This is a genomic window from Nocardia sp. NPDC046473 (genome assembly GCF_040645995.1).
Classification (GTDB): domain Bacteria; phylum Actinomycetota; class Actinomycetes; order Mycobacteriales; family Mycobacteriaceae; genus Nocardia.
Genome location: NZ_JBEYZJ010000015.1, coordinates 175,075 through 196,956 on the forward strand (window position 1 = coordinate 175,075; position 21,882 = coordinate 196,956).

The window sequence follows — 21,882 nt, forward strand, 5'->3', positions numbered from 1 at the left end:
CCGACGTGATTAACTCGACCGGCATGGGAGAAGGGGAGTTTTCGGATGGAGCTTACGGCCGAGCAGCGGGCAGCGCTGAGCACGATCTGCGATACGTTCGTTCCCGGCGACGGATCGACCCTGCCGTCGGCGAGCGAACTCGGCGGGGTCGACACCGTACTGCGACTGTTGAGCCGCAGCCCACGGGAGGCCGATCGCAAGCAGCTGGCAATGCTGTTGGGGTGGTGGAATTCTCGGCTGACCGGACTGCTCCTCGGCGCCGGGCCGCGTCGGTTTTCCACGCTGTCGCAGCAGGAGCGAGAGCGGGCGCTGCTTCGGCTCGGCGATTCGCGATCGGCGCCCGTGCGCGCGATCTTCCAAGCGCTCAAACAAGCAGCGCTGTTGGCCTACAACGTGACTCCGGGTCCAACGGGCACCAACCCGTTGTGGAAGGAGATCGGTTACCCCGCACCGACCGGGCCGCTCAGCACCGCCCCACAGCCGGCACTGACGCCGACACGATGCACCGAGAACACCACACTCACCTGCGATGTCGTGATCGTCGGATCGGGTGCGGGCGGCGGCACCGCGGCAGCCGCACTGGCCGAGGCCGGCCTCGACGTGATCGTGCTCGAACGCGGAAACTACTACGACGACCGGGATTTCGGCGCGGGCGAACTTACCGCCCTGGAGCAGCTCTACGCGCCAGGCGCCAGTTCCGCCGAGGGGCAGATCACCCTGGTCGCCGGCACCTGCCTAGGCGGCGGCACCGTCGTCAACTGGAGCACCTCACTGCCGACCCCCGATTCCGTCCGCGCGGAGTGGGCCGAACTAGGCGCGGCGCAGTTCGCCGAGGCCGAGTTCGGCGAGGCCCTCGACGTGGTGCGACGCCGACTCACGGTCACCGATACCCGCTCTCCGCTCTCGGCCCGCGACGGCGTCCTGGAACGCGGCGCGCGGGCACTCGGCTGGGAAGTGGGTACGTTGCCGCGCAACGTAACCGACGCCTGCGACGCCGGAATCGAATGCGGCTCCTGCGGTTACGGCTGCCGCGTCGGCGCCAAACAGTCCGTCACCAAGACGTGGCTTGCCGATGCCGCCGCGGCCGGTGCCCGACTGGTCGTCGACGCGAACGTTCGCCGCATCCAGGTGAAAAATGGCTGTGCCGAAGGTGTTTCAGCGCTTACCGAGTCCGGCGTGCAGCTCGAGGTGCGGGCCCGCGCCGTCGTCGTCGCAGCGGGCGCGGTGCAGACGCCCGCACTGCTGCGCCGATCCGGTTTGCGCAACGAGAACATCGGACGCCACCTGCGCCTGCATCCGGCCGCCGCGGTGTTCGGCGTCTTCGACGAGGAACTGCGGGGCTGGGAGGGCGCGCTGCAGGGGCGCATCTGCCGTGAGCACGCGAATCTCGACGGCAACGGCTACGGCGTCATCTACGAGACGGGTCCGGTCCATCCTGGCCTGGCTCTCGGCTTCATGGGCTGGCGCGGTGCGGACGCGCACCGCCGCACTCTGCTCGACTTCGCTCGCACCACCCCGATCGGCATCATCACCCGTGACCGCGACTCGGGCACCGTCACTGTCGACAAATCCGGCGAACCGATCGTCAACTACCGCCTGTCGGATTACGACGCCGCCCACCTGCACACCGGAATCGAAGGCGCCGCAAGCATTCTCGAGGCCGCTGGCGCACGCCGTATCTTCTCCGGCCATCAAGCCGGCGTGGACTACGAACCCGGCCGCCGCGGCTCGCACGCCGATTTCGCCGCCTCCTGCCGCGATGCGGGCTACGGACCGGGGCGCTGCGCAATGGGCGCGCTGCACATCATGGGCTCGGCCCGCATGGGCGGTTCCCCGCGACTCTCGGCTACCAACCCCGACGGCGCCACCTGGGAAGTCGCCAATATCGTTGTCGCTGATGGCTCCTGCTTCCCCACCGCGTCGGGCGTCAACCCGATGATCTCCATCGAGGCGATCGCCTACATGAACGCGAAGCGGCTGGCAGCCCGGTTGACCTAACCTGAACAGCCAGCGGGCCCGAAACCGGCGATTATCCGAAGATCGGCCGGAGCGAACACTCGCGGAAACAGCGCGCTGCCGGGGTCATCTAAATCGGCGAGAAGAAGCCGCGCGGGGGTTGACAAAGCACTTCCGGCACGTCACCTTTGGTCGATGGTAACGTTACCAGACCCAGAACGTGACCTTCCGGCGCAGGGTGAGCGGCGTCGGTGGCCGACGATGGCGGACGTAGCTCGGCGCTCCGGCGCCTCGCTCATGACCGTGTCGCGCGTGGTGAACGGCGAGCCCGGTGTCCGGGAGGAGACGGCGCAACGGGTTCGGGCGGCCATCGACGATCTGGGCTTCCGTCGTAACGATGGGGCGCGAATTCTCCGGCAGGGCAACGCAACCGCGAGCATCGGCCTGGTGATGGAGGACCTGACCGGCCCCCTTTACAGCACCATCATGGCTGCCGTCGAGCAGGTGGCAAGGGAACGAGACTATTTATTGCTGGCCGGATCGGCGCAGGGTGATTCCGCGCGCGCGGCGAAACTCACCAGCGCGTTCCTCGCTCGCCGCGTGGACGGGTTGATCGTCGCAGCCAGTCTTGCCGGTGAGGTGGAGCTCGAATCCCAGCTGACACCGGAAACCAAGTGTGTCTTCGTCGACCGGCCGAGTTCGAGTTCGAAGTTCGATTCGGTGGTCAGCGACAACAAAGGCGGCGTGGGTCTCGCCGTGGACCATCTGGTCGCACTGGGCCATCGCAGGATCGGCTACCTCGGCGACGACGAGCATTTCTGGACGGCCGGCCGTCGTCGAGACGGTTTTCTCGCCGCCAGCCAAAAGCACGGCCTGGACGCGACGGGCCTCGTCGGAATGGGTTTACACAAACCGGAAAGCCAGGCCGAGATCTGGCGGCGGTGGGCCAGCGGGCCCGACCCAGTCACGGCCGTGGTCACTGGAAACAACCGTGCCACCCTGGCTCTCATCCGTCATCTGCGGTGCGCTCCCGAATTGTCGGCCGCCTACGTCGGATTCGACGAATTCGACCTTGCCGATCTGCTGAGCCCCGCCGTCACCACGGTCGCCCAGGACGCCGAGCACATGGGGGCGCGCGCGGCCGAGATGCTCTTCGACCGCATCGGCGGGCGGACCGACAGTCCGCGACACGTCGTCGTCCCGACTCGTCTGATCGTCAGGGAGTCCGGGCACATCAGGCGATGAGTTCGCCCGGCTGGGCGCGAAATTCAGCACATTCATCGTCGAACACAGATCAAAGGAGATCCCGTGACCCACCCAACGGCGCGCCTGCGCCGCTACTCAACCCTTGTCGTGCTGGCCGGTGTCCTGTTGGTCACGGGCTGCCGTGGCGGCGAGTCCACCGCAGGCTCGAATCGTGCCGGATCGGCGATCCCGGACAACTCCGCGATCGTCAACGCTGTGCAGAGTGATCCGGTACTCGCCGGCGAGGTGCCCGCCGCGATCAAGGGCAAGGGCACCCTGTCGGTCGGCTCGAATGTGCAGTCGCCACCGAACAACTTCTATGGCGCGGATGGCAAGAAGGCCGTCGGGTTCGAGGTCGATCTCATTACGGCCGCCGCGAAGAAGCTCGGCCTCGGCATCGCCTACAGCGACATGTCCTTCGATTCGCTGATCACCAGTCTGCAGACCGGACGCATCGACGCGACCATCGCGGGCATGAACGATACGAAGGAACGCCAGCAGAAAATCGACTTCGTGGACTACTTCACCTCGGGCATCACCATGATGGTGGCCAAAGGCAATCCCGAGAAGATCCACACTGTGGATGATCTGTGCGGCAAGACCATCGCGGTGGTCACCGGAACCAGTCAACAGGAGTTCGCCAAGTCGCAGAGTACGCACTGTGCGGCAGCGGGCAAACCTGCCCTCGCCGTCACCGACACCAGCAGCGATGCACAGAACCAGCAACAGTTGCGTTCCGGCCGAATCGCAGTGATCCTCAACGATCTGCCTTCCGCGGCGTATATCTCCCGGACCGCCGGTGACGGAAAGTTCTTCGAGACTGTCGATCTGGCGCCGCTCAACGGCGGTCCATATGGGATCGGTCTGTCCAAGGACAACAAGGCGCTGACACAGGCACTGCAGAAGGCACTGCAGTCCCTCGTCGATGACGGGACATACACCAAGATCCTCGATGCCTGGCAGATCACCTCGGGCGCGCTCCAGAAAGTAACCGTCAATGCCGGCTGACACGGTGCAGGACGAAGCGCCCGCTGTCACCCTGCTGCCCAAAGTCCCCCTGCGGCATTGGGGCCGATGGATATCCGGCGTGCTGATCGTGGTACTTCTCGGCGCGCTCGGATATGCGATGTCGCAAGGTCAGATCGACTACCCGTCCATACCCGCGCTGCTGACCGAGCCAATCATTCTGGAGGGCCTGGTCAATACGATCCTCCTGGCCGTCGTCGCGCAGGCGGGGGCGATCGTTCTCGGCGTGGCTGTCGCGCTGATGCGGGCCTCCCGCAATCCGGTCGCGCGCTGGTTTGCCAGCGGCTACATCTGGTTGTTCCGCGGCTTGCCGGTGTTGCTGCAGATCCTGCTCTGGTTCAATCTGGCGTTCATCTTTCCGCGCATCACGGTCATGATCCCGTTCGTCGACATCACCGTGCTCGACCAGTCGGCCAATGTCCTGATGACGGTATTCGTCGCCGCACTGCTCGGGCTCGGGCTGAACGAAAGCGCCTACATGGCCGAGATCGTGCGCGCCGGGCTGAACAGCGTCGACAAGGGACAGGTCGAGGCCGCCAAGTCGATAGGTATGCCCCCCGCCACTGTGCTGCGCCGGGTAATTCTGCCGCAGGCGATGCGCGTGATCATCCCGCCGACCGGCAACGACTTCATCAACATGCTCAAGGGAACCTCGATGGCATCGGTCATCGGATACGTGGAACTGATCAAGGCATCCCAAAACCTGACCTCGCACAGCCTGAATCCGATGGAGACGCTCTTCACGGTCGCGATCTGGTACATGGTGGTGGTCAGCGCGGCAAGCGTCGGCCAGTACTTCCTCGAACGTAGGTACTCGGCTTCGGACCGAACGAGTGGAATCCGAACACCGTGGCGGCTGATCGGGCGATCCCTCGGCACCCCTCCGATGGTCAGGACCAAATCATGAGCGAGCGAACAAGTTACGCAGCCACGCAGGACCCCGACGTGTTGGTCAGAGCCGTGTCGGTGCACAAGCGGTTCGGCAACGTCGACGTGCTCAAGGGTCTCGATCTCACCGTCCGCCGAGGTCAGGTTGTTGTGCTGTTGGGTCCCTCCGGCGCGGGCAAGAGCACCTTTCTGCGCTGCATCAACCATCTGGAGTCGGTCGATTCCGGGGAGATCTGGGTCGATGGCGACCCGATCGGATTTCGGTTGCGCGGCGGCAGGCTGCACGAGCTACGCGAGCGCGAGATCGCCAAGCAACGCGCCCAGATCGCCATGGTGTTCCAACGGTTCAACCTGTTCCCGAATCGCACGGTGCTGGAGAACGTGATCGAGGGGCCCGTCAAGGTCAAGGGCGTGCCGAGGGCGCAGGCGCGGCAGCAGGGAAAGGAGCTGCTGGACCGAGTGGGACTCGCCGACAAAGTCGACGAATACCCTGGCCGCCTATCCGGCGGACAGCAGCAGCGGGTGGCGATCGCCAGGGCATTGGCCATGCAGCCCAAGCTGATCCTCTTCGACGAGCCGACGAGCGCGCTCGATCCAGAGCTTGTCGGCGAGGTCCTCAGCGTGATGGCCGAACTCGCCCGTGCGGGCATGACCATGATCGTCGTGACCCATGAGATGTCCTTCGCCCGGGAGGTGGCGGACCAGGTGGTGTTCATAGACCAGGGGGTCGTCGTCGAGATGGGCCCGCCGGAGCAGGTCATCGGTAAGCCGACGCACAGCCGTACCCGCCAATTCCTGGCGAGGGTGCACCCATGACCCACCCGCAGGCCGCGTACCTGGCGCAATTCTCCGAAACAACCGGCTACCTCGATTTCGCGCGGTACGGTCCCCCATCGCGGGCCGTGGTTGCCGCGAGCGCCGCCGCGATGCATTCAGGTGCGATGGCAGGCCCGGCAACGGTCGATGACCTGATGGGCGCGACCGACCGAGCAATCCGTGCCGTGGCGCGGCTGTCCGGCTTCGCGCCATCATCGGTGGTGCTGATTCCGAACACCTCGACCGGGCTGTTCCAGGCGGCCTTCGCCATCCCGCATGGACCGGCGACCGGAGAAGTCCTGGTGAGCGGCAGCGACTTTCCGGCCAACCACTACCCCTTGGCACGCGCCGCCCAGGCCGGCCGGATCCGGCTGCGCGTGCTCGCCCCGCCCGGCGGCCGGATGACGCCGGAAGCGATCGCCGAGGAATTGCGCCCCGATACCACGGCGGTGTCGGTCAGCGCCGTCGACTTCGCCACCGGCTATCGAGCCGACCTCGCCGGTATTCGGGATGTCATCGGCGGGCGGCTGCTGATCGTCGACGGCATCCAGGGCTTCGGGGTGACAACCCAACCGTGGGAGGTGTGCGACATTCTCGTCGTCGGTGGGCAGAAATGGCTGCGCGCTGGCTGGGGCACCGGATTTCTCGCGCTCTCGGATCGAGCGCTGGAACGAGTTGATCCACTGTTTTCAGGATGGACCGGCGCAGTAGATCCCACCCAGTATGACGGGCTGATTCACCCGCATGCGCCCGGTGCCGCGCGATTTTCCATCACCAATCTCAGCCCGGTCGATCATGCCGCATTCGCCGCCGCTCTCGAGCTGGTCGAATCCGTCGGCCCCGCCTGGATCGAACGCCGAATCGGCGAACGCCTCGACTCGCTACACGAAGCGCTACTCCCTCTCGACCCGATGATCCGCTCCGCACGCGACCCCGCTCACCGTGCCGGGATCCTCTCCTTCGCACTTCCCGATCACCAGCCGACACAACTGGGCAAGCGTCTGGCCGCCGGGGGCGTCACCGCCACCGTGCACGCCAGCGCACTGCGTCTGTCGGTCCACGCGACCACCACCGATGCCGCTATCGATGCGGTGACCTCTACGATCCGGGAGTCACGCCGCCATGGGACGTGGTGACAGCGGATTCCACCGGCGCGATATCCGACCGTGCCCAGCGGCCGGATATCCGCGATATCCTCGCGTCGACATTCCCGAATATCCTGAACCGCAGCGCATCTCGCCCTGCCGACCACGCGCTCAGCGAGCGACGGAACCGAACCATCGGGTGATCGCGGCTTCGAGTCGGGCTATGCCGGAGGGGTCGGAACCATCTGCGGCCCAGGCGATATAGCCGTCGGGCCGAATCAGCAGCGCATCAGCGGGCACGTAGGAGGTTGCCGCCACCAAACGGCCCAAGAACGGCCGTCGGCCCGAAATATGTTGCTCTGCTTGGCCATAAAGGGCTGGCGAGCAAGAGGGGTGCCGTCGAAACTCGTGAACATCGACCTCGCTCAGCAGGCCCGTCCGTCGGCGTCCATGAACAAGTGCCGTCACAGATGACGGACAGAGCCAATTGGTCAGACATCAGGCGATCCAAGCCCTCGGATACAAAGGTAGCCAGTGTTTTACGCTTCGGGCGCGCAATCGATGCCGCGCACCGCCGCTGTGCACGGCGACAGACCTCGCGCAAACCTCCTCGCCGAAGCCTGCTCGTTCGAACCAGCATGAAACAAAAGGTATTCCAGCCGACGTGGCTTTGTTCGACTCCGGGCATGTATCCAGCGCGCACGTTTCCGTTCCACCGCCATCGCCGCACCACCGCACTGCTCGCCGTGGCAACCGTTGTGCCCCTTGGACTTACCGGCCGCATAAAGCACGACCGTCGCCGAAGTAACCGCCGCTCGTGAACAACACGGCAGCAGCAACCTCGGCCTTGGTGGCGGCGGCTTTGGCGGTGGCAGCGGCGTCCTTGTCGGCGGCGGCGCGGCGGGCGGCATGCGCGGCGCCGCCGCGAGCCGAACGTGCCAGATATTGGTGGGTTGTTATTCGCTGGGTGTGTGTCCGATCCAGGAGGAGGTGCGGTTCGAACACAGGTACCCCACACTGCTGGCATCCTCGGATATCCAATGTTGAGGAATAGCTCGATCGAGTCTAGCTAGCGCAACAGATCGGACCGTGCGTGCTGGGCCGACCGGGTAGCCGACGGCAGCTGGAGTGTCCGGTTCCGCGATATCTGACGTCGATGAATACCGTCGCCGGTCTGCCGGCGGACTAGCCTGCAGAATGCGACGGGATCCACGTAAGCCCGGTTGCAGTCGTCCCCTCCGCGACTGCAACCGGGCTTGCTATTAGGGACGTTGATATTGCAGGAGGAAATCGATGGTCTGCCAGAGGGCTCCGGTGCCATTGCCGGTGAGTTCGTGACCGCCATCGTCGAGGGTTAGTAGCTGGACTTGTACCGGGCCGAGTTGGTAGGTCTCCAAGGTCCGTGCGTCATCGAATCCGGAGTCGGGGTCAGGGTTGTGGCGTTGGACCGACACCGGATTCGGCAGTGGTGTGTCCTGTCCGAGCGCGAGTTGATCAGTGCCGAGCCATTGCCCGAGTGCGAGTCGGCCGATCAAGGGAGGGCTTTTCGGGTCGGTGGCATCTTCGACGAGCAGTACCGGCATCGGTCGGGCGCGCGGGCCCATTTCATTGAACGCGGCCCGGCCGGTGAGGTCGGTGCCGAAGCGGTAGGCGCCGCCACACCACACGCTGATGGCGGTGTAGATGTCGGGATATGCTGCGGCCATGATCGTGGCCATGAGTGCGCCGGCGGAGTGCCCGATGATGTAGGTGCGGCTGGGATCGAGGTTGAGCTGGGTGCGCACGGTCTCGGTGATACCGGCGATGATCGAGGGTTCACCGGCGTCGCGGTGCTGGTTGGCATCATCGGTGAAATTCCAGCAGCCGAGCAGGTTCGAAGCCGGTGTCTGGATGGGAAAGACCACCACCATGTTCCGCTCCCGTGCCACTGCGAGCATGTCGTTATCGGTGGGGTCGGGGCGTAGCCCGGCCAACTGTTCTTCGTCGGTGAATCCGCGGACCATGCAGCCGTGCAGCCACACCAGCAACGGGCGACCCGCCACATCGCCAGGAGGGGTGTAGAGGAAGTAGTGACGAGTGCCCGCAGCGTTGCTGTACTGAGCCTCGGTGAGGGTTCCCATTTCGTCTGCATGGGCGATAGTTCCGCCGAACAGCGTCGCCGCAACGAAGACCGTGGCCAGGATGGCACCCAGGCGCCGTAACCGGCGGCAGGATCGCGATCGGTCCAAGCCGCAGGTTCGCCGCTCGGGCGCGGCGGGTTGCGCTGTTGGCGGTGGCGTGGTCATGATGCGATATCCCATGTGCGAGAACGGGTGACGATCCATTCGATCTGCTGCTGATCGGTCGGCCACACGCCGGTGACGGCGTGAACGACCAGCGCGGCGGCTTCCGGACTGTGTGTGCGGGCAAGGGTGCGGTAGAGCTCGTTTGCATCAGGCAGACCCGGACGCCGATTTTCCTGTGACATCAACTCCCCTTCCGATTACCTTCACTGATTGTCGCCATCAGTTCCGGCCTGGACACCTACTGCTACTGGTGCCGGAATCCGTACCCCGGCGACTTCTGACGCTAGATCCGCCGGTCGTCGCCGTGCACGGGTTCCAGCCCGTGCGGCCACGAAACCTGCAGTTCAGGTGGGTGATCGAGCATTCCGCCCCGGAATCCTGACAGGGGCGCAAACACCGGCTGATTGGTTTCTCGACCGTCGAACCCTCGAATCATGTAGCCGCAGAACGGCGTACCTATTCCGGGCAGGAAAGCTCGTACAGCGCCTTTGATCTGCTATAAGGCCAAGGTCGGGTGCTCTATCCCGCACGCCTTGCGGTGCAGACGTTTTAACGTCGGATACGCCCGGCCGGGTATTTCGGATCGTTTCGTATTCATGTGAAGGAATGCCATGTACAAGATTCTTTACGGATTGGCGATCGTCGGTATCGTCTTGCTCAGCTTCGGCACCGCCAATGCGGTGTCGCCCGCCAACGCCGTCAGCACCATCGAGTACCAGGTTCAACGCCCCGTACAGCAAACTATCCCGTGGAACCGGGTGATCCGCTTGTACAACACGGAATCGGAATGCAGCTACTGGGGGCAGTGGTACGCGGACGAGGGTTGGTACGGCAATACGTTGTGGTGCGAGGAAACCTCGAGCGGAAGCTGGGCACTGTACTACTAGCATGTGCGGCCACGGGCGGGATGCCGCCCGTGGCCGTCGAGCGCAGAGGAGACTATTCACACGTGACTACCGTCCACATCGCCCCTAACGCCACGTCGGCGGCCGCGATTCGCGCGGCGCTGAATGTGCTCGGCGACCAAGTCGCCGATGTTGTGACCTACCACGATGATCTGAGCTGTGGCCCCATAGGCCGAGGTGACAGGCGTGCCTGGTGGATGGCCACCTTCACCGGTGACATGGGGCGCGACTGCCTGTGCTTATGGAACTCACTCGATGCGGATCTGTCGCCGCTTGCTGCAGATGATCCCGATGCCCAGCTGATCGCCTGGGTCGGTCGCCGGTCCGCCCAGGAGTACGCCAACTATCTGTTCCTCACTGACAGATTTCGAACGCGCCCGCTGTACACGATCGAGGTGACCGGGCCCGCTGACGGCACCGATGGGGGTGGGGTCGTCAGCGCCTTGGCACCGGGCGAGATCGGCGCCTATCTCAAGTCCGAACGATTGCTCGGTGACAACGAACATCATGCTATGGCCGAACATTGGACGATGCTGTGCGCCGAAGAAGCACCGTTTCGCGTGGTGTCGGAGTCGGCGTTGGTGTCCGCACCGATCGATCAGTTCGACAACTCGTTGCTCGCTCATATCGACTCGAAACCTAAGCCGATGACCCAGGCGATCAGCGAGGCCATGGCCGAGCACCGGTTCCAGGTTGCCGACTACGTGCTACAGCAGCGCCTCATCACGCTTATCGACACCGGAGCGATAGGAGCCGACGGCGATCCCACAACGGCAAGGTTGTGCCGGATCCAGCGGATCGGGCAGTGAACCACAGCATCCGGGCAGCCCAATGCCCAGCAAGGCGAATCCGGTTGCTGGGCGTTCAAGCGTGGGGAAGGTCCCTCGCCGCGTTCTCGCGCAGACACACGCCCTGCCAGTGTGGTGATCGCTGACCGGTTCAGCGGGGTCCTGCTCGGGTGCGCGTGTCGTTGGTGTTCAGTGCGGCACGGTCACCGGGTCGGTGCAGCTGCTCGGGATGTCGACGAACGAGCAGGCGGCCGGCGGCCGCGTGGGTCGGTAGTTGCCCGGTACGCCACCAGACGCGGTGATGACGCGATAAGCGGCGACAGCGTCGGTGGGCTTACGGGTAAGAGTGGGGTCGGTAGCGACATCGACGGTGTAGAGGCCGAAGCGCAGATCGTAGGAGCCCCACTCGAAGCTATCGGTGAGTGACCAATAGGTGTATCCGCTTACGTCGATGCCGTCGGCGCGAGCGCACTGCAACCAGTAGACGGTGTCGCGCAGGTGGTCGGAGCGGCTGTACCCGTCCTCTCGCCATCCGTTCCATGCCGCTATCCCGTTGTCCACCACATACACCGGTTTGCCGGGGAATCGGCGTGCGCAATAGTGCAGCGCGTAATACATCGACTCCGGCTGTACCGCGTGCGCCAGCGGACTGCTCAGTTCCTGCGGGTCGACCAGTGCGTGTTCTGCCAGCTGCGGCAGAGTGTCCAGCGAGAAACTGAGGTAGGTACCGAGACCGACGAAATCCAAGCGGTCGACGACCTGATCCAGGATCAGGCTTTCCGTAGCATCCTCGATCGTGGCTGCCCCGTCATTGATCGACATGGTCACCTGCGCGCCCGGTTGCACCTGGTGGATGTGGTCGTAGATGGCGTTGTGCGCATCGGCCAGCCGCAACGCCATCGCCGGAATGTCGGCGGCCGACAGGGTGTCACGCGCTTCGAACTTTATGTATCCGCCTGGATTGGCCACCGTAATCCACAGCGGGTCTCGGCGTGCGTAGCGGTCCACAACTTTGCGCGCATTGCCAAGCCACGCATCGACAATGCCCGGATCACCCCAGCCACCACGCTCGGCGATCCACACCGGATACACCCAGTGGTCGAGGGTGAGCATCGGCCGGATGCCGTGGGCAGTCATGGCATCCAGCACACGGTCATAGAATTCGAACCCGGCCTCGTCCCATTCGCCAGGCCTCGGCTGCAGCCGCGCCCACTCGATGCTGATGCGATACACCCCGACCCCGAGGTCCGCGGCCAGTGCGATATCGGTGGCGTACCGGGTGTAGAAGTCCACGCAATCGGGGAATCGAGCCAGTGCGGTGCGGTCGGTGAACAGCCGCCGCTGGTGGCTGTCGGGGGTGTGACCTTCACTCTGAAATCCGGAACCTCCGACGCCCCAGAGGAATTCGTGACCCAGCGGTGGCAGATCGACAGGCGGCGCGGGTCGAGCGCCGGCAGGTGTAGGTCGGCCGATGACGGCGCCCGCGACACCAGTCGCCACAAGGCCGAGTGTGGCGCGCCGGGTGAATTGTCGCATGGTGCTCCTTTGTCGAATTGCCCTTCATTGCCGAACGCAGCCGTCCCGGCGGGACTTCGCGAACCAGTCCGAACTCCGCTGTCGCATCGCCGTCGAACTAGCGGTCACGGACACAGTGTGGGCAGTTTCTGTCCCGGTAGGTAGATGCTGAGGTCGGTGGTGATGGTGTTGGCGGTGAGGGCGCAGATGCGGTGTGCGGCGTGGTCGGGCTCGAGGTCCCAGAGTCGTAGTGTGCCTTGGCCGCCGGCGCCGATGAGGTAGTCGGCTTTCGGATGGAATGCGACCTGCCATCGATCCGAGCCGGGCGGGGTGAGGGACGGGCCGTAGGGGATGGGGTGTGCGGGGTCGGTGAAGTTCCAGAGCCTGACGGTGGAGTCGGTACCGGCGGTCGCCAGGCGGTGGCCATCAGGACTGATGTCCACTGAGGAGACCGCGCTCCTGCTCGCTGGCAGCGGATCCCCGAGTGGCCGAATGGTTCCCGGGTCGGTGATGTCGAAGACTCGGGCTGTCCCGGCGTCCCATCCGGCCACCACGGTGCGGTGGTCGGGACTCACCGCGAGCCCGCCCCCGTCGCCCTGCCAGTCGGCGATGGCGGTGCCGATCGGCCCAGTCGAGTGCTCGAGCGACAGCGGTGCGTCCCACACGTTGAGTCTGTCGGCGAGTGTGACACCAGTTTTGCCGTCGCGGCTGGCGGCTAGCTGAAATCCTGTGCGCACCAGTTGCTTCGATGACGGCACGACGATCGGGGCACTACGCTGCACCGGCCGGTCGGGGTTGGAGTAGTCCCAGGCGATCAACCCCGCGACCGGCCCTCGGGACAAGGTGACCAAGGCACGCCGGTCCAGGGCGAACGCGACACCGGCGGCCTCCGGGAAACGGTGCGTCTCACGAGGTCTGCTCGGATCGGAGATATCGAGGAGTGTGACCACCCCGTCGATCGACAGTGCCGCGAACTGGCCGTCGAAACTGAGAACCGGATAGCTGGTGCCGGACGTGCCGGTGATTGCGGTGACGTTGTCGATGGTGCCGAGCAGCCGCGGCGCGGCGGGGTCGTGGATGTCCCAGATGTGGGCGGCGACGCCGTGGGCAGTGGTAATCATCCGGGTGCCGTCGGCGCTGATCGCCGGGGGCTGGATCTGTCCGGCTTGCCCGGCCAGAGTAGTGCTCGGAAGCGACCATTGCTGAATCGTGCCGCCGCCGGTGGCGATCGTGAAGTAGCGTCCGTCGGGGCTGAAACCTGCCGCTGTCGGTACCGTGGAGCATCGCTGGTTGCCCGATGCGCCGGGGCAGGTCGCTGCGGCTGCCAGCGGGGGTCCCAGCGGGGTGGGGTGAGTGAGGTCGGCGAGGTTCCACAGTGTGGTGCCGAAGGTTGTCACGGTCGCGAGGGTCCGGCCGTCGGGGCTGAGTGTGACGCCGATCAGGTCGTAGTCCGAGGGGATGGCGAAGTTCGCGGCGGCAGGCGCGGGATGGTGCGGGTCCTCGATGTTGTAGAACGTGATTTCGCCGTCGCTGCCCGATGGCTGCGACGACAATCGGCCCGCGGCCACCAGCAGCGGTGCGCTGGCGGAGACATCTGCAGACAGTCGTCCGTCGGCGACTTGAGCGACTTGTGTTCCAGGGTTTTGGGGCGAATCCAGGTCCCACAGTCGGACGGTGCGTATCTGACCGAGCAAGCCTTGGGTCACCGCGCTCATCGTCAGCAGCGCTTTGTCAGTGCTACTGAATGCCAGCGAGTAGACCTTCTCACCGACGGTGAGAGGAGACGAGCGAGGTTTCGCTGTCTGCGGGTCGGTGACATCCCACACCGTGACCTGCTCATCATGGTTGATGGCGAGAGTACGCCCGTCGTGCGATAACGCCAGGCCATCAATCGGGGACCCGATATCGATGGATTGTGACAAGCGGGGCTGTTGAGGGGTGGACAGGTCAAAGATTCGCACGGTGTGGTCTTTCCCGCCCACAATCAGCGTCGATCCGTGCCCGTCGAGACTGGTGATCTGGGCGGGGATCGTTGCCATCGGGGTGACGACGGCTGGATCCCGCACGTTCCAGATACTGATCTGATCGTCGCCTGCGGTGACCAGCAGACCGTTGTCGAGGTATGTCAGTTCACTGATATCTCCGTTGTGGTCGGTAAAGGTGTGTGCCACGGGCAGGTTCTGGCTCGCGATCAGACGCGCGGCGGCTTCAGGGTTGCCGGGTTGTAGTCGATTGGCGAGCAGGGCCAGCTGGGCCGACAGTGTTGGCTCGCTGTTCTGCAGGCGGTCGGCCTCGCTCAGCACGGTGGTGAAGAAGACCTCGTCGCGCTCGCGGCGGGAGCTGTCGGCGCGCACGACACTGATCAGCGCCGCGACCACCAGTACGACCACCACCACCGCGAGCCCGCCCTGCGCGGCGATCAACCGGCGGCGTTGCCGGATACCGGCGAGGAGGAATTCACCACTGGGCCCCGTCGTACTCGGCTGATGTTCACGCGCCTGCGCCAACCGGGCACCTCGATACAACAGCGCTCGGCTGTGTCGAGCAGCGTCCCATTCCGCGGCGTCGGCGGCGACCCGCTGGCGCACGAGGAGGCCTTCGCGGTCGGCCTCGATCCACTTCCGCAACTCCGGCCACGCGTCGATCACCACCTCGTGGGTCAGGACCGCGGTATCGGTATCGAGGGTGATCAGTCGCGCCCGGGCCAGTGCCTCCAGCGCCGCCGCAGCCGCGGCGGGGTCACTGGTGTGCGCGAGCAGATCAGCGCGGGCGACGCGGCGCCGAGTATCGCGGGTGTCGTAGCCGACGGTGACCATGCGCAGCAGCATGTCCTTGGCCGCTGCCTGCTGAGTGCCGTCCAGTGTCTGCCAGACAGTAGCGGCGGTGCGAGCCACGGATCCGGCGACTCCGCCCGCGGCGCGGTATCCAGCCACCGACAGCTTGCGTCCCTTGCTGCGCTGCCAGATCGCCTCCATTACGTGAGACAACAGTGGCAACGCACCCGAACTGTCACTGTCGGTGAGGTTTCCGAGCCCGCTCAGTTCGGTCAGGATCACCTCCACAAGGCCCGGTTCCAGTCGCAGTTCCGCCCAGGCCGCCGGTTTGATGATCGCCTCGATCAGCTCATCGCTGCTCATCGCCGCCAGCAGGAAAGGGCGTCCGGTGATGGCCTCGGCCAGCACCGGATAGTCCAGACAGGAAGCGAAAAAATCGGCCCGCACCGCGACCACCACCGTGATGCCCCGGTCGGTGCAACGCTGCAGCCTGTCGATGAACCCCCGGCCGACATCGTCTTCGGCTGCCGCGGTGAACAACTCCTCGAACTGGTCGACGATCACCAAGCACCGATTAACACTTTGAGGCGGGATCTCGATCACGGTCGCGGCAGGGTCGGGACCCGGTGTGATGACGGTGCTTGACCACTCGGGTCCGAGGGCGGGGATCAGCCCTGCGGCTAGTAGAGAGGATTTGCCCGCTCCGGAGGCACCGAACATCACGACGATCCCGCCACCAGCCTGGTCGGTCGAGCGAACCAGCTCCGCCAGGTCGCCGGTCGCGCGGTCGCGGCCGAAGAACCGCTCGGCGTCTGCGAGCTGGTAGGGGGCCAGTCCCTGATACGGGCAATCAAGGTTTGGCGGAGGTTTCCACGAATCGGCTTCGGACCACCGACGCTGCCAGCTTCCCACGCTGAGAAGACCTGCCGGTGGCTGCCCATCGGGCCGTTTGGCCATGTCGATCAACGTCAGCAGTGTTGGTAGAAACGCATCCCACCGGGCCGGGATTACACCATTGCGCCATTCGCTGAGCCGCTGGACCGTGACCGGCGCACCACCAGAACCGGTACGAGGCTTGGTCGGTCCCATCCGCTCGTTGGCCGTACGCGCCACACGATCGAGAATGGGATTACCCGCGTATTCCCACAAGCTGTTGAACTGCTGGGTAAATACCTTGCGGGGTGAACCACCCGCCCCGGGATTGCCCGGTGCCGCACCCATCAGCAGCCGATCAACGTCGCAACTACCACTAGCGGGCTCTCCGACGTCACTGTCAATCTCCCCTTCGCGTTCCAGCATCGTCCACTGCGGTACAGCCCCTCAAACGATACCCTGACCGAGGCGCCAGCCGGTCACTTCCCGGCGTGGAATCCACTGAGCATCAACGCATCCGGGGCGAGTCGTTGACCGCATATGGGGCGGGCTCGGAACGCGGTGCGACGAGGGTTCGGGCATCGGATCACGGACGCACCCCACGCCCGAACCTTCGGGTATTCCACACCGCTCCCGGCCCAGACAGCCTCCGGCGCAGCGTTCAGCGGGAAGTACCGGTGCCCTGTATCAGGACCCAACCCCAATAAGGCTGATCGACATAGCGACTAACAAAGCGGCACTGCCATACAGACCTGCCTCCGTCGCCGGTCGCGTAGGCGCCCGCGTGGGCCCTATCGCACAACGCACTGGGATACGCAGCTGCCGTTCCTGTGGATACCGCCATAACACCAGCCGCCACTACGGAAATGGCAGCAAGCTGAAAAAGGCCTTAACTCTTCCCATCTTCGTCCTCGCTCAATCTGTCGGAACCGCCGTAGCCGTTTTGGCGACGGTCTTCCGTGTACTATCCCTGATTTCTTCCCAAGGCCTACGATTCCGAACAATAGGCACGCATGTCGCCGCGCACTCCGAACGAGTTCCGCGATTGTTGCTGTACATCCAGGTCACGGGCTATTGGAGACAATTCCGCCCCGGAAACCTGAACCCCGTGTCAACGGCATGCCCGGCTGGTCTGTTCCTGAATTAGCCGATAGCGCGGCGACGAACTCCTCACCACCACTTACCCGATTCGTACAGGCGGCGGCCCCGACGCGACCGTCAATTCTGTTGGCGTGCGATCTCGGCGGCGTAACCGTTATGTGTGTTCCCTGCGACGGTGTTGCGGCCGATTCGTACTGGGATTCCGAGTTTCCTCAGTCGGCAGCAAGACGCTGACCACCCAAGTGCGTGCCGGGTCCACCGCCCAAAAAGAGCCATGAGGGGTCGTCGATCTGACTCGACGCCGCGTTGCGGAAGCGGTTCCGCTTCAGCCGCACGACGAGGGTGCGCTGGGATCGCGAACAGCTCATGCCGAACACCGCGACGAACCGCCACGCACTCGGTGACGGGAGCATCGGATCACCCATCGCGGCGGGCGAGGTGGTCATCGCAGTACCTTCCACACGCCGAACATGATTCGGCCCTTCTCGGCCCTGGCACTGTAGGCGAAGAAGGCGTGGGTAGCGCCGGATCCGAGCAGCTGCCGCACCGAGTCCGACGACGCTGCCGATAGCTATGCCATAACGGCGTCGATGTAGCTGCGCCGTTCGATCGCGCACAGACTTTCCTAGCGAAAAGGTGCCGTAGGTGATCAGCGCACACCGTGCAGGTGAAGGTGCGTTCACCCCTCGACCACATCGACGGCACCACCGACCGCGAGGTAGCGACCGCCGAAGCGACCACGGGCCGGCCGTGGCTGGTTCACCAACCGCCGATCGAAGCGGGGTGCGGGTCAGCTACCGCCGCACCTCGCGGTACACGGCAGGCCGCGCAGTCGGCAACCATCTCTTCAGGCCGGTCTCGGCGTGGCCGAAGCCTGTTCGCCGGACGCATAGTCGGCGGCAACCTCGAGCGGTCGCGGGAAAACTTCTGACGGCGATTGGGGAATTGTGGGAAGTGGGGAATTGAGGAATTGAGCGCCGTGGGTCCTATCGTTTTTCTGGGCGCTGGCGGGATAGATCTGCTGGTCGCTGATGGCGCGTACAGGCGCTTGATTTTTGGAGGAACCTCGAATGAAGCCACAAATACCGCTGGCCCTGTGTGCGGCTATCGCGATCAGTGCGGTGCTCGGCGGGAACGCGTGGGCCGACGACGGCGACAACCAATCTGTTGCGTCGGTCTCGGCCAACCGCCACGTGGAGTCGGTCTCGGCGGGGCCGAGTCTGTTCGCCGGATGTACGGTCGGCGCCAGCCCTGGCGCGGTCGCGCAGACCGGCTCCGAAGCTGAGCCGTGGGTCGCGGTCAATCCCCGCAAGCCTGGGCGAACGATCGCGTCCTACCAGCAGGATCGGTGGTCCGCGGCGGGCGGCTCCCATGGCCTTGGCACCAGCTTCAGCCACGACGGCACGCACTTCACCAAGTCCGCACTGCCGTTCGACGCCTGCGCGGGTGGTGCCGAGCATCGGCTGAACTACGAGCGGGCCTCGGACGTGTGGGTCAGTTACGGGCCCGACGGGGTCGCGTATGCCAGCGGTCTGGTGTTCAACGTCAGCGACCCGAGTACCGCTGTCGCCGCGGCTACCTCCTCCGACGACGGCAAGACTTGGACGAACATTCAGCCGATTATTCAGGACACCTCGGCCGAGTTCGGCAACGACAAGAACTCGGTGACCGCCGACCCGAACCATCCTGGCTATGCCTATCAGGTCTGGGATCGGCTCGACCAGACCGCCAGCTCCCTGAACGGCCCGGCGTTCATTTCCATCACCCATGACCACGGCCGGACCTGGACAAAGCCCGAGGTATTCGTCGATACCAGCGTGACCGCCAACACGCAGACCATCGGCAACGTTATCGTCGCCGACGCCCGGACCGGCACCCTCTACGACTTCTTCGACTCGATCACCTACACCGACCCGGCGGGCACCATAACCTCGGACGTGCATTTCGCGTTCGTGAAGTCGACCGACCAGGGCCGGAGCTGGAGCAAGCCGACTGCGATCGCCCGCGATACCTCGGTCGCCGAGGTGGATCCGAACGCACCGACCGACGCCGCCAAGGCGCTGCGAGCCGGCGCGAATCTCGTCAGCGCGGCCCTCGACCCGAAGACCGGCAAGCTGTACGCGACCTATGAGGGCAGCGACTTCAGCGACGGCAAGTTCGATCAGATCGAGATGGTCACCTCCGCCGACGGTGGCGCGACCTGGACCCAGCCGATGCTGATGAGCCAGGTGCCTACAGCACCGGCGTTCACCCCGTCGATCGTGGTGGACCACGAGGGCAACGTGGCACTGACCTATAAGGATCTGCGTAACCTGAAGCCGGGCGACACCACGACCGTGCCGACCGCAGAATTCCTGCTCACATTCAAGCGTGGTGATGAAGCATGCCCAGGCGAGCGGCAGATCTCTCCGGTCTTCGACTGGCTCAAGGCGCCCTACGCCACCTGGGGCCACTTCCTCGGCGACTACGAGGGCCTCGCGGTGGTCGGCACCGAGAAGTTCCGTCCACTGTTCGCGGTGACCACCAATGACCCGTCCAACCCCAGCGACGTCTACAGCGGCGTGTTCGCCATGAACCCGAAGGGCACGCCCAAGTCCGCGGTCTCCTCGGCCAATGCCAACCTCTCCGGGCAGTATGTGCACGGTCGCCGTGGCCGTGCCTGATCCGGTGACCGGTATCCGGCTGGTTCACTCACCCTGCTGAACCGTTCGGCTACATACAGTCACCGCAGCATATCGCGGGCCTTTTCCAGCTGCCGGGAGTTCCGAAGTGTCTGCGTTGCCGTCGTCCGTCGTTCGCGCCGAGTTCACCGCACGCCAATCGAGTACGCGTGTGCTGCACCGGATCCCGTTCGACGAAGGAGTCATGCGATGAGGTTCAGGCATATCGGCAAGCTGGCCGTGGCGACGAGCGCGACGGTGGTGGTCGGCCTCACCGCTGGCTGTGGGAACGGGGGCGACGATACCGGTTCCGGAAGGCACGTGCTGTTAGTGTCGATCGACGGTATGCACGAAGCCGATCTCGCCGCTTACATTGCGGCGCACTCGGATTCGACGCTGGCGAAGCTGGCTTCCGGCGGACTCCGCTACACCAACGCAATGACACCGACTCCGTCGGATTCGTTCCCCGGTCTGCTCGCACAGGTCACCGGCGGGACACCAAAAACCACCGGTGTGTACTACGACGCGTCCTGGGACCGCACCCTGCTCCCGGCGGGCACCACCAACTGTGCCGGGGCCAAGGCGGGCGCCGATGTGGAACTGACCGAGGTACTGGACCGGGATCCGCACAAAATCGACGGCGGCGCAGGGCTTTCCGACCTGCCCGACGGGATCGGCGCGCTGACCGGTGACCCGACCAGCGTGCTCGCCCCGGCGAAGCTGCCGGTCGATCCGAAGACCTGCAAGCCGATCACCCCGGGCGACTATCTGAGGGTCAACACCATCTTCGGTGTCGCGCACAAGGCCGGACTGCGTACCGCGTGGTCAGATAAGCACCCCGCCTACACGATCCTGAACGGCCCGGGCGGCAACACCATCGATGATCTGTTCACTCCGGAAATCGACAGCGCCGCCGACGGCACCGCTGACGGCACCACCTGGACCAAGGACAACGACCTCACCCAACGCTACGACACCTATAAGGTCGACGCGATCGTCAACGAGATCGACAGTAAGGACCACTCCGGCGCGAAAGACGTTGGCGTACCCGCGATCTTCGGGATGAACTTCCAGTCGGTCTCGACCGCACAGAAGCTGCCCAAATCCGGCGGCAAGGCAGGCGGATACGCGGCCGACGGCCTCACCCCCGGACCGGTGCTCAGCTCCGCACTTGCCTTCGTGGACTCACAGATCGGCCGGATCGTTGCCGAGCTCGACGCCAAGGGGCTGACCGGCAGCACAACGATCATCGTCTCGGCCAAGCACGGTCAGGGCCCGATGAAGCCGGACACACTGACCAGAATTGATGCCGACAAGATCATCGACGACATCGATAAAGAATGGGGCGCAACGCATTCGGGGAATCCTGAACTGGTTGCGCACGGTGCCGACGATGACGGAATCACCCTGTGGCTCTCGGACCGGTCGCCCGAGGCCAGCGGATTCGTCAAGGACCGGCTGCTGGCGCGCAATGGCGACGGCACCGATATCGCCGGAAGCCCCAAGCCGTTCCACGCATCCGGTATCGACACGATCTATGCCGGGGCAGACGCGGCTGCGTATTTCGGTACCCAGCCCGGTGATTCGCGGGTGCCCGACATCTACGCGATCGAGCAGCCCGGAACCGTCTACACCGGCGGCAAGTCGAAAATCGCCGAACACGGCGGCGGTACACCCGAAGACCGGCATGTACCGCTGATCATCGCGGGCGCGGGCACCGCGCACGCGCAGGTCGCCGACGAGGTCGCCACCACCCGGATCGCGCCGACCGTCCTGACCCGTCTCGGCCTGAACCCGCAGGACCTACAGGCAGTGGCGGCCGAACACACCGCGACCCTGCCGAAGAGCTGAAAACACGGTGGGGGGGGGGGGGGGGGTGGGGCCGCCCCCCCCCCCCCCCCCGGCCCGGGGGGGGGGGGGGGGGGGGGTTAAGGGCCCCCCCCGGGTGTGGCTGTTGTTTTATGA

Annotated in this window: 17 protein-coding genes; 10 read left to right on the plus strand and 7 right to left on the minus strand. The window is 65.0% G+C overall.

Translation table 11 applies throughout. The annotated features are described in order from the left end of the window. Positions 1-45 precede the first annotated feature (45 nt). The 6 genes from ABZ942_RS42190 (at position 46) to ABZ942_RS42215 (ending at position 7,067) form a co-directional block, all read left to right on the plus strand. Positions 46-1,998, plus strand: coding sequence for an FAD-dependent oxidoreductase (locus ABZ942_RS42190; RefSeq protein WP_357391891.1), 1,953 nt, complete (start codon positions 46-48; stop codon positions 1,996-1,998). A gap of 219 nt (positions 1,999-2,217) precedes the next feature. Then, complete coding sequence (locus ABZ942_RS42195) at positions 2,218-3,201, plus strand: LacI family DNA-binding transcriptional regulator (RefSeq protein ID WP_357391892.1); 984 nt, start codon at positions 2,218-2,220, stop codon at positions 3,199-3,201. A 63-nt stretch (positions 3,202-3,264) separates the two neighbouring features. After that, the gene (locus tag ABZ942_RS42200) at positions 3,265-4,209 is read left to right on the plus strand and encodes an ABC transporter substrate-binding protein (protein WP_357391893.1); all 945 of its coding nucleotides are present in this window, start codon (positions 3,265-3,267) and stop codon (positions 4,207-4,209) included. Next, positions 4,199-5,134 (plus strand): amino acid ABC transporter permease, encoded by a 936-nt coding sequence (locus tag ABZ942_RS42205; protein WP_357391894.1) that lies wholly within the window; start codon positions 4,199-4,201, stop codon positions 5,132-5,134. The genes ABZ942_RS42200 and ABZ942_RS42205 overlap by 11 nt, the downstream gene beginning before the upstream one ends. Then, positions 5,131-5,931, plus strand: a complete 801-nt coding sequence (locus ABZ942_RS42210; protein ID WP_357391895.1) for an amino acid ABC transporter ATP-binding protein — start codon at positions 5,131-5,133, stop codon at positions 5,929-5,931. Before ABZ942_RS42205 ends, ABZ942_RS42210 begins: the two co-directional genes overlap by 4 nt. Beyond that, complete coding sequence (locus ABZ942_RS42215; protein ID WP_357391896.1) at positions 5,928-7,067, plus strand: aminotransferase class V-fold PLP-dependent enzyme; 1,140 nt, start codon at positions 5,928-5,930, stop codon at positions 7,065-7,067. Before ABZ942_RS42210 ends, ABZ942_RS42215 begins: the two co-directional genes overlap by 4 nt. A 120-nt stretch (positions 7,068-7,187) precedes the next feature. On the opposite strand, the gene ABZ942_RS42220 is transcribed toward ABZ942_RS42215, so the two are convergent. From ABZ942_RS42220 to ABZ942_RS42235, 4 genes are all read right to left on the minus strand, one after another. Next, a complete protein-coding gene (locus ABZ942_RS42220; protein ID WP_357391897.1) occupies positions 7,188-7,484 on the minus strand; it encodes a hypothetical protein in 297 nt (98 codons plus the stop codon). A 303-nt stretch (positions 7,485-7,787) separates the two neighbouring features. After that, a complete protein-coding gene (locus ABZ942_RS42225; RefSeq protein WP_357391898.1) occupies positions 7,788-8,021 on the minus strand; it encodes a hypothetical protein in 234 nt (77 codons plus the stop codon). Positions 8,022-8,278: 257 nt separating this feature from the next. Then, positions 8,279-9,301 (minus strand): PHB depolymerase family esterase, encoded by a 1,023-nt coding sequence (locus ABZ942_RS42230; protein ID WP_357391899.1) that lies wholly within the window; start codon positions 9,299-9,301, stop codon positions 8,279-8,281. After that, positions 9,298-9,483, minus strand: coding sequence for a hypothetical protein (locus ABZ942_RS42235; RefSeq protein ID WP_357391900.1), 186 nt, complete (start codon positions 9,481-9,483; stop codon positions 9,298-9,300). Before ABZ942_RS42235 ends, ABZ942_RS42230 begins: the two co-directional genes overlap by 4 nt. A 429-nt stretch (positions 9,484-9,912) precedes the next feature. Here ABZ942_RS42235 and ABZ942_RS42240 point away from each other — a divergent pair, with 429 nt between their 5' ends. After that, entirely contained in the window at positions 9,913-10,188 is a 276-nt protein-coding gene (locus ABZ942_RS42240) for a hypothetical protein (RefSeq protein WP_357391901.1), read from the plus strand. Positions 10,189-10,217: 29 nt separating this feature from the next. Continuing rightward, complete coding sequence (locus ABZ942_RS42245) at positions 10,218-11,015, plus strand: DUF3658 domain-containing protein (RefSeq protein WP_357391902.1); 798 nt, start codon at positions 10,218-10,220, stop codon at positions 11,013-11,015. 168 nt (positions 11,016-11,183) lie between these two features. Here the strand turns inward: ABZ942_RS42245 and ABZ942_RS42250 are convergent, their stop codons facing one another. The 3 genes from ABZ942_RS42250 to ABZ942_RS42260 all read right to left on the minus strand — a co-directional run bounded on the left by ABZ942_RS42250 (position 11,184) and on the right by ABZ942_RS42260 (position 17,703). Further along, a complete protein-coding gene (locus ABZ942_RS42250; protein WP_357391903.1) occupies positions 11,184-12,530 on the minus strand; it encodes a family 1 glycosylhydrolase in 1,347 nt (448 codons plus the stop codon). A 104-nt stretch (positions 12,531-12,634) separates the two neighbouring features. Next, the gene (locus ABZ942_RS42255) at positions 12,635-16,504 is read right to left on the minus strand and encodes an AAA family ATPase (RefSeq protein WP_357391904.1); all 3,870 of its coding nucleotides are present in this window, start codon (positions 16,502-16,504) and stop codon (positions 12,635-12,637) included. 965 nt (positions 16,505-17,469) lie between these two features. Next, positions 17,470-17,703 carry a hypothetical protein gene (locus ABZ942_RS42260; protein ID WP_357391905.1) on the minus strand — a complete coding sequence of 78 codons (234 nt, stop codon included), beginning with the start codon at positions 17,701-17,703 and terminating at the stop codon, positions 17,470-17,472. A 624-nt stretch (positions 17,704-18,327) separates the two neighbouring features. Between ABZ942_RS42260 and ABZ942_RS42265 the strand changes: the two genes are divergently transcribed. After that, positions 18,328-19,920 carry a sialidase family protein gene (locus tag ABZ942_RS42265; RefSeq protein WP_357391906.1) on the plus strand — a complete coding sequence of 531 codons (1,593 nt, stop codon included), beginning with the start codon at positions 18,328-18,330 and terminating at the stop codon, positions 19,918-19,920. A gap of 207 nt (positions 19,921-20,127) precedes the next feature. Continuing rightward, positions 20,128-21,768 carry an alkaline phosphatase family protein gene (locus ABZ942_RS42270; RefSeq protein WP_357391907.1) on the plus strand — a complete coding sequence of 547 codons (1,641 nt, stop codon included), beginning with the start codon at positions 20,128-20,130 and terminating at the stop codon, positions 21,766-21,768. Positions 21,769-21,882 lie beyond the last annotated feature (114 nt).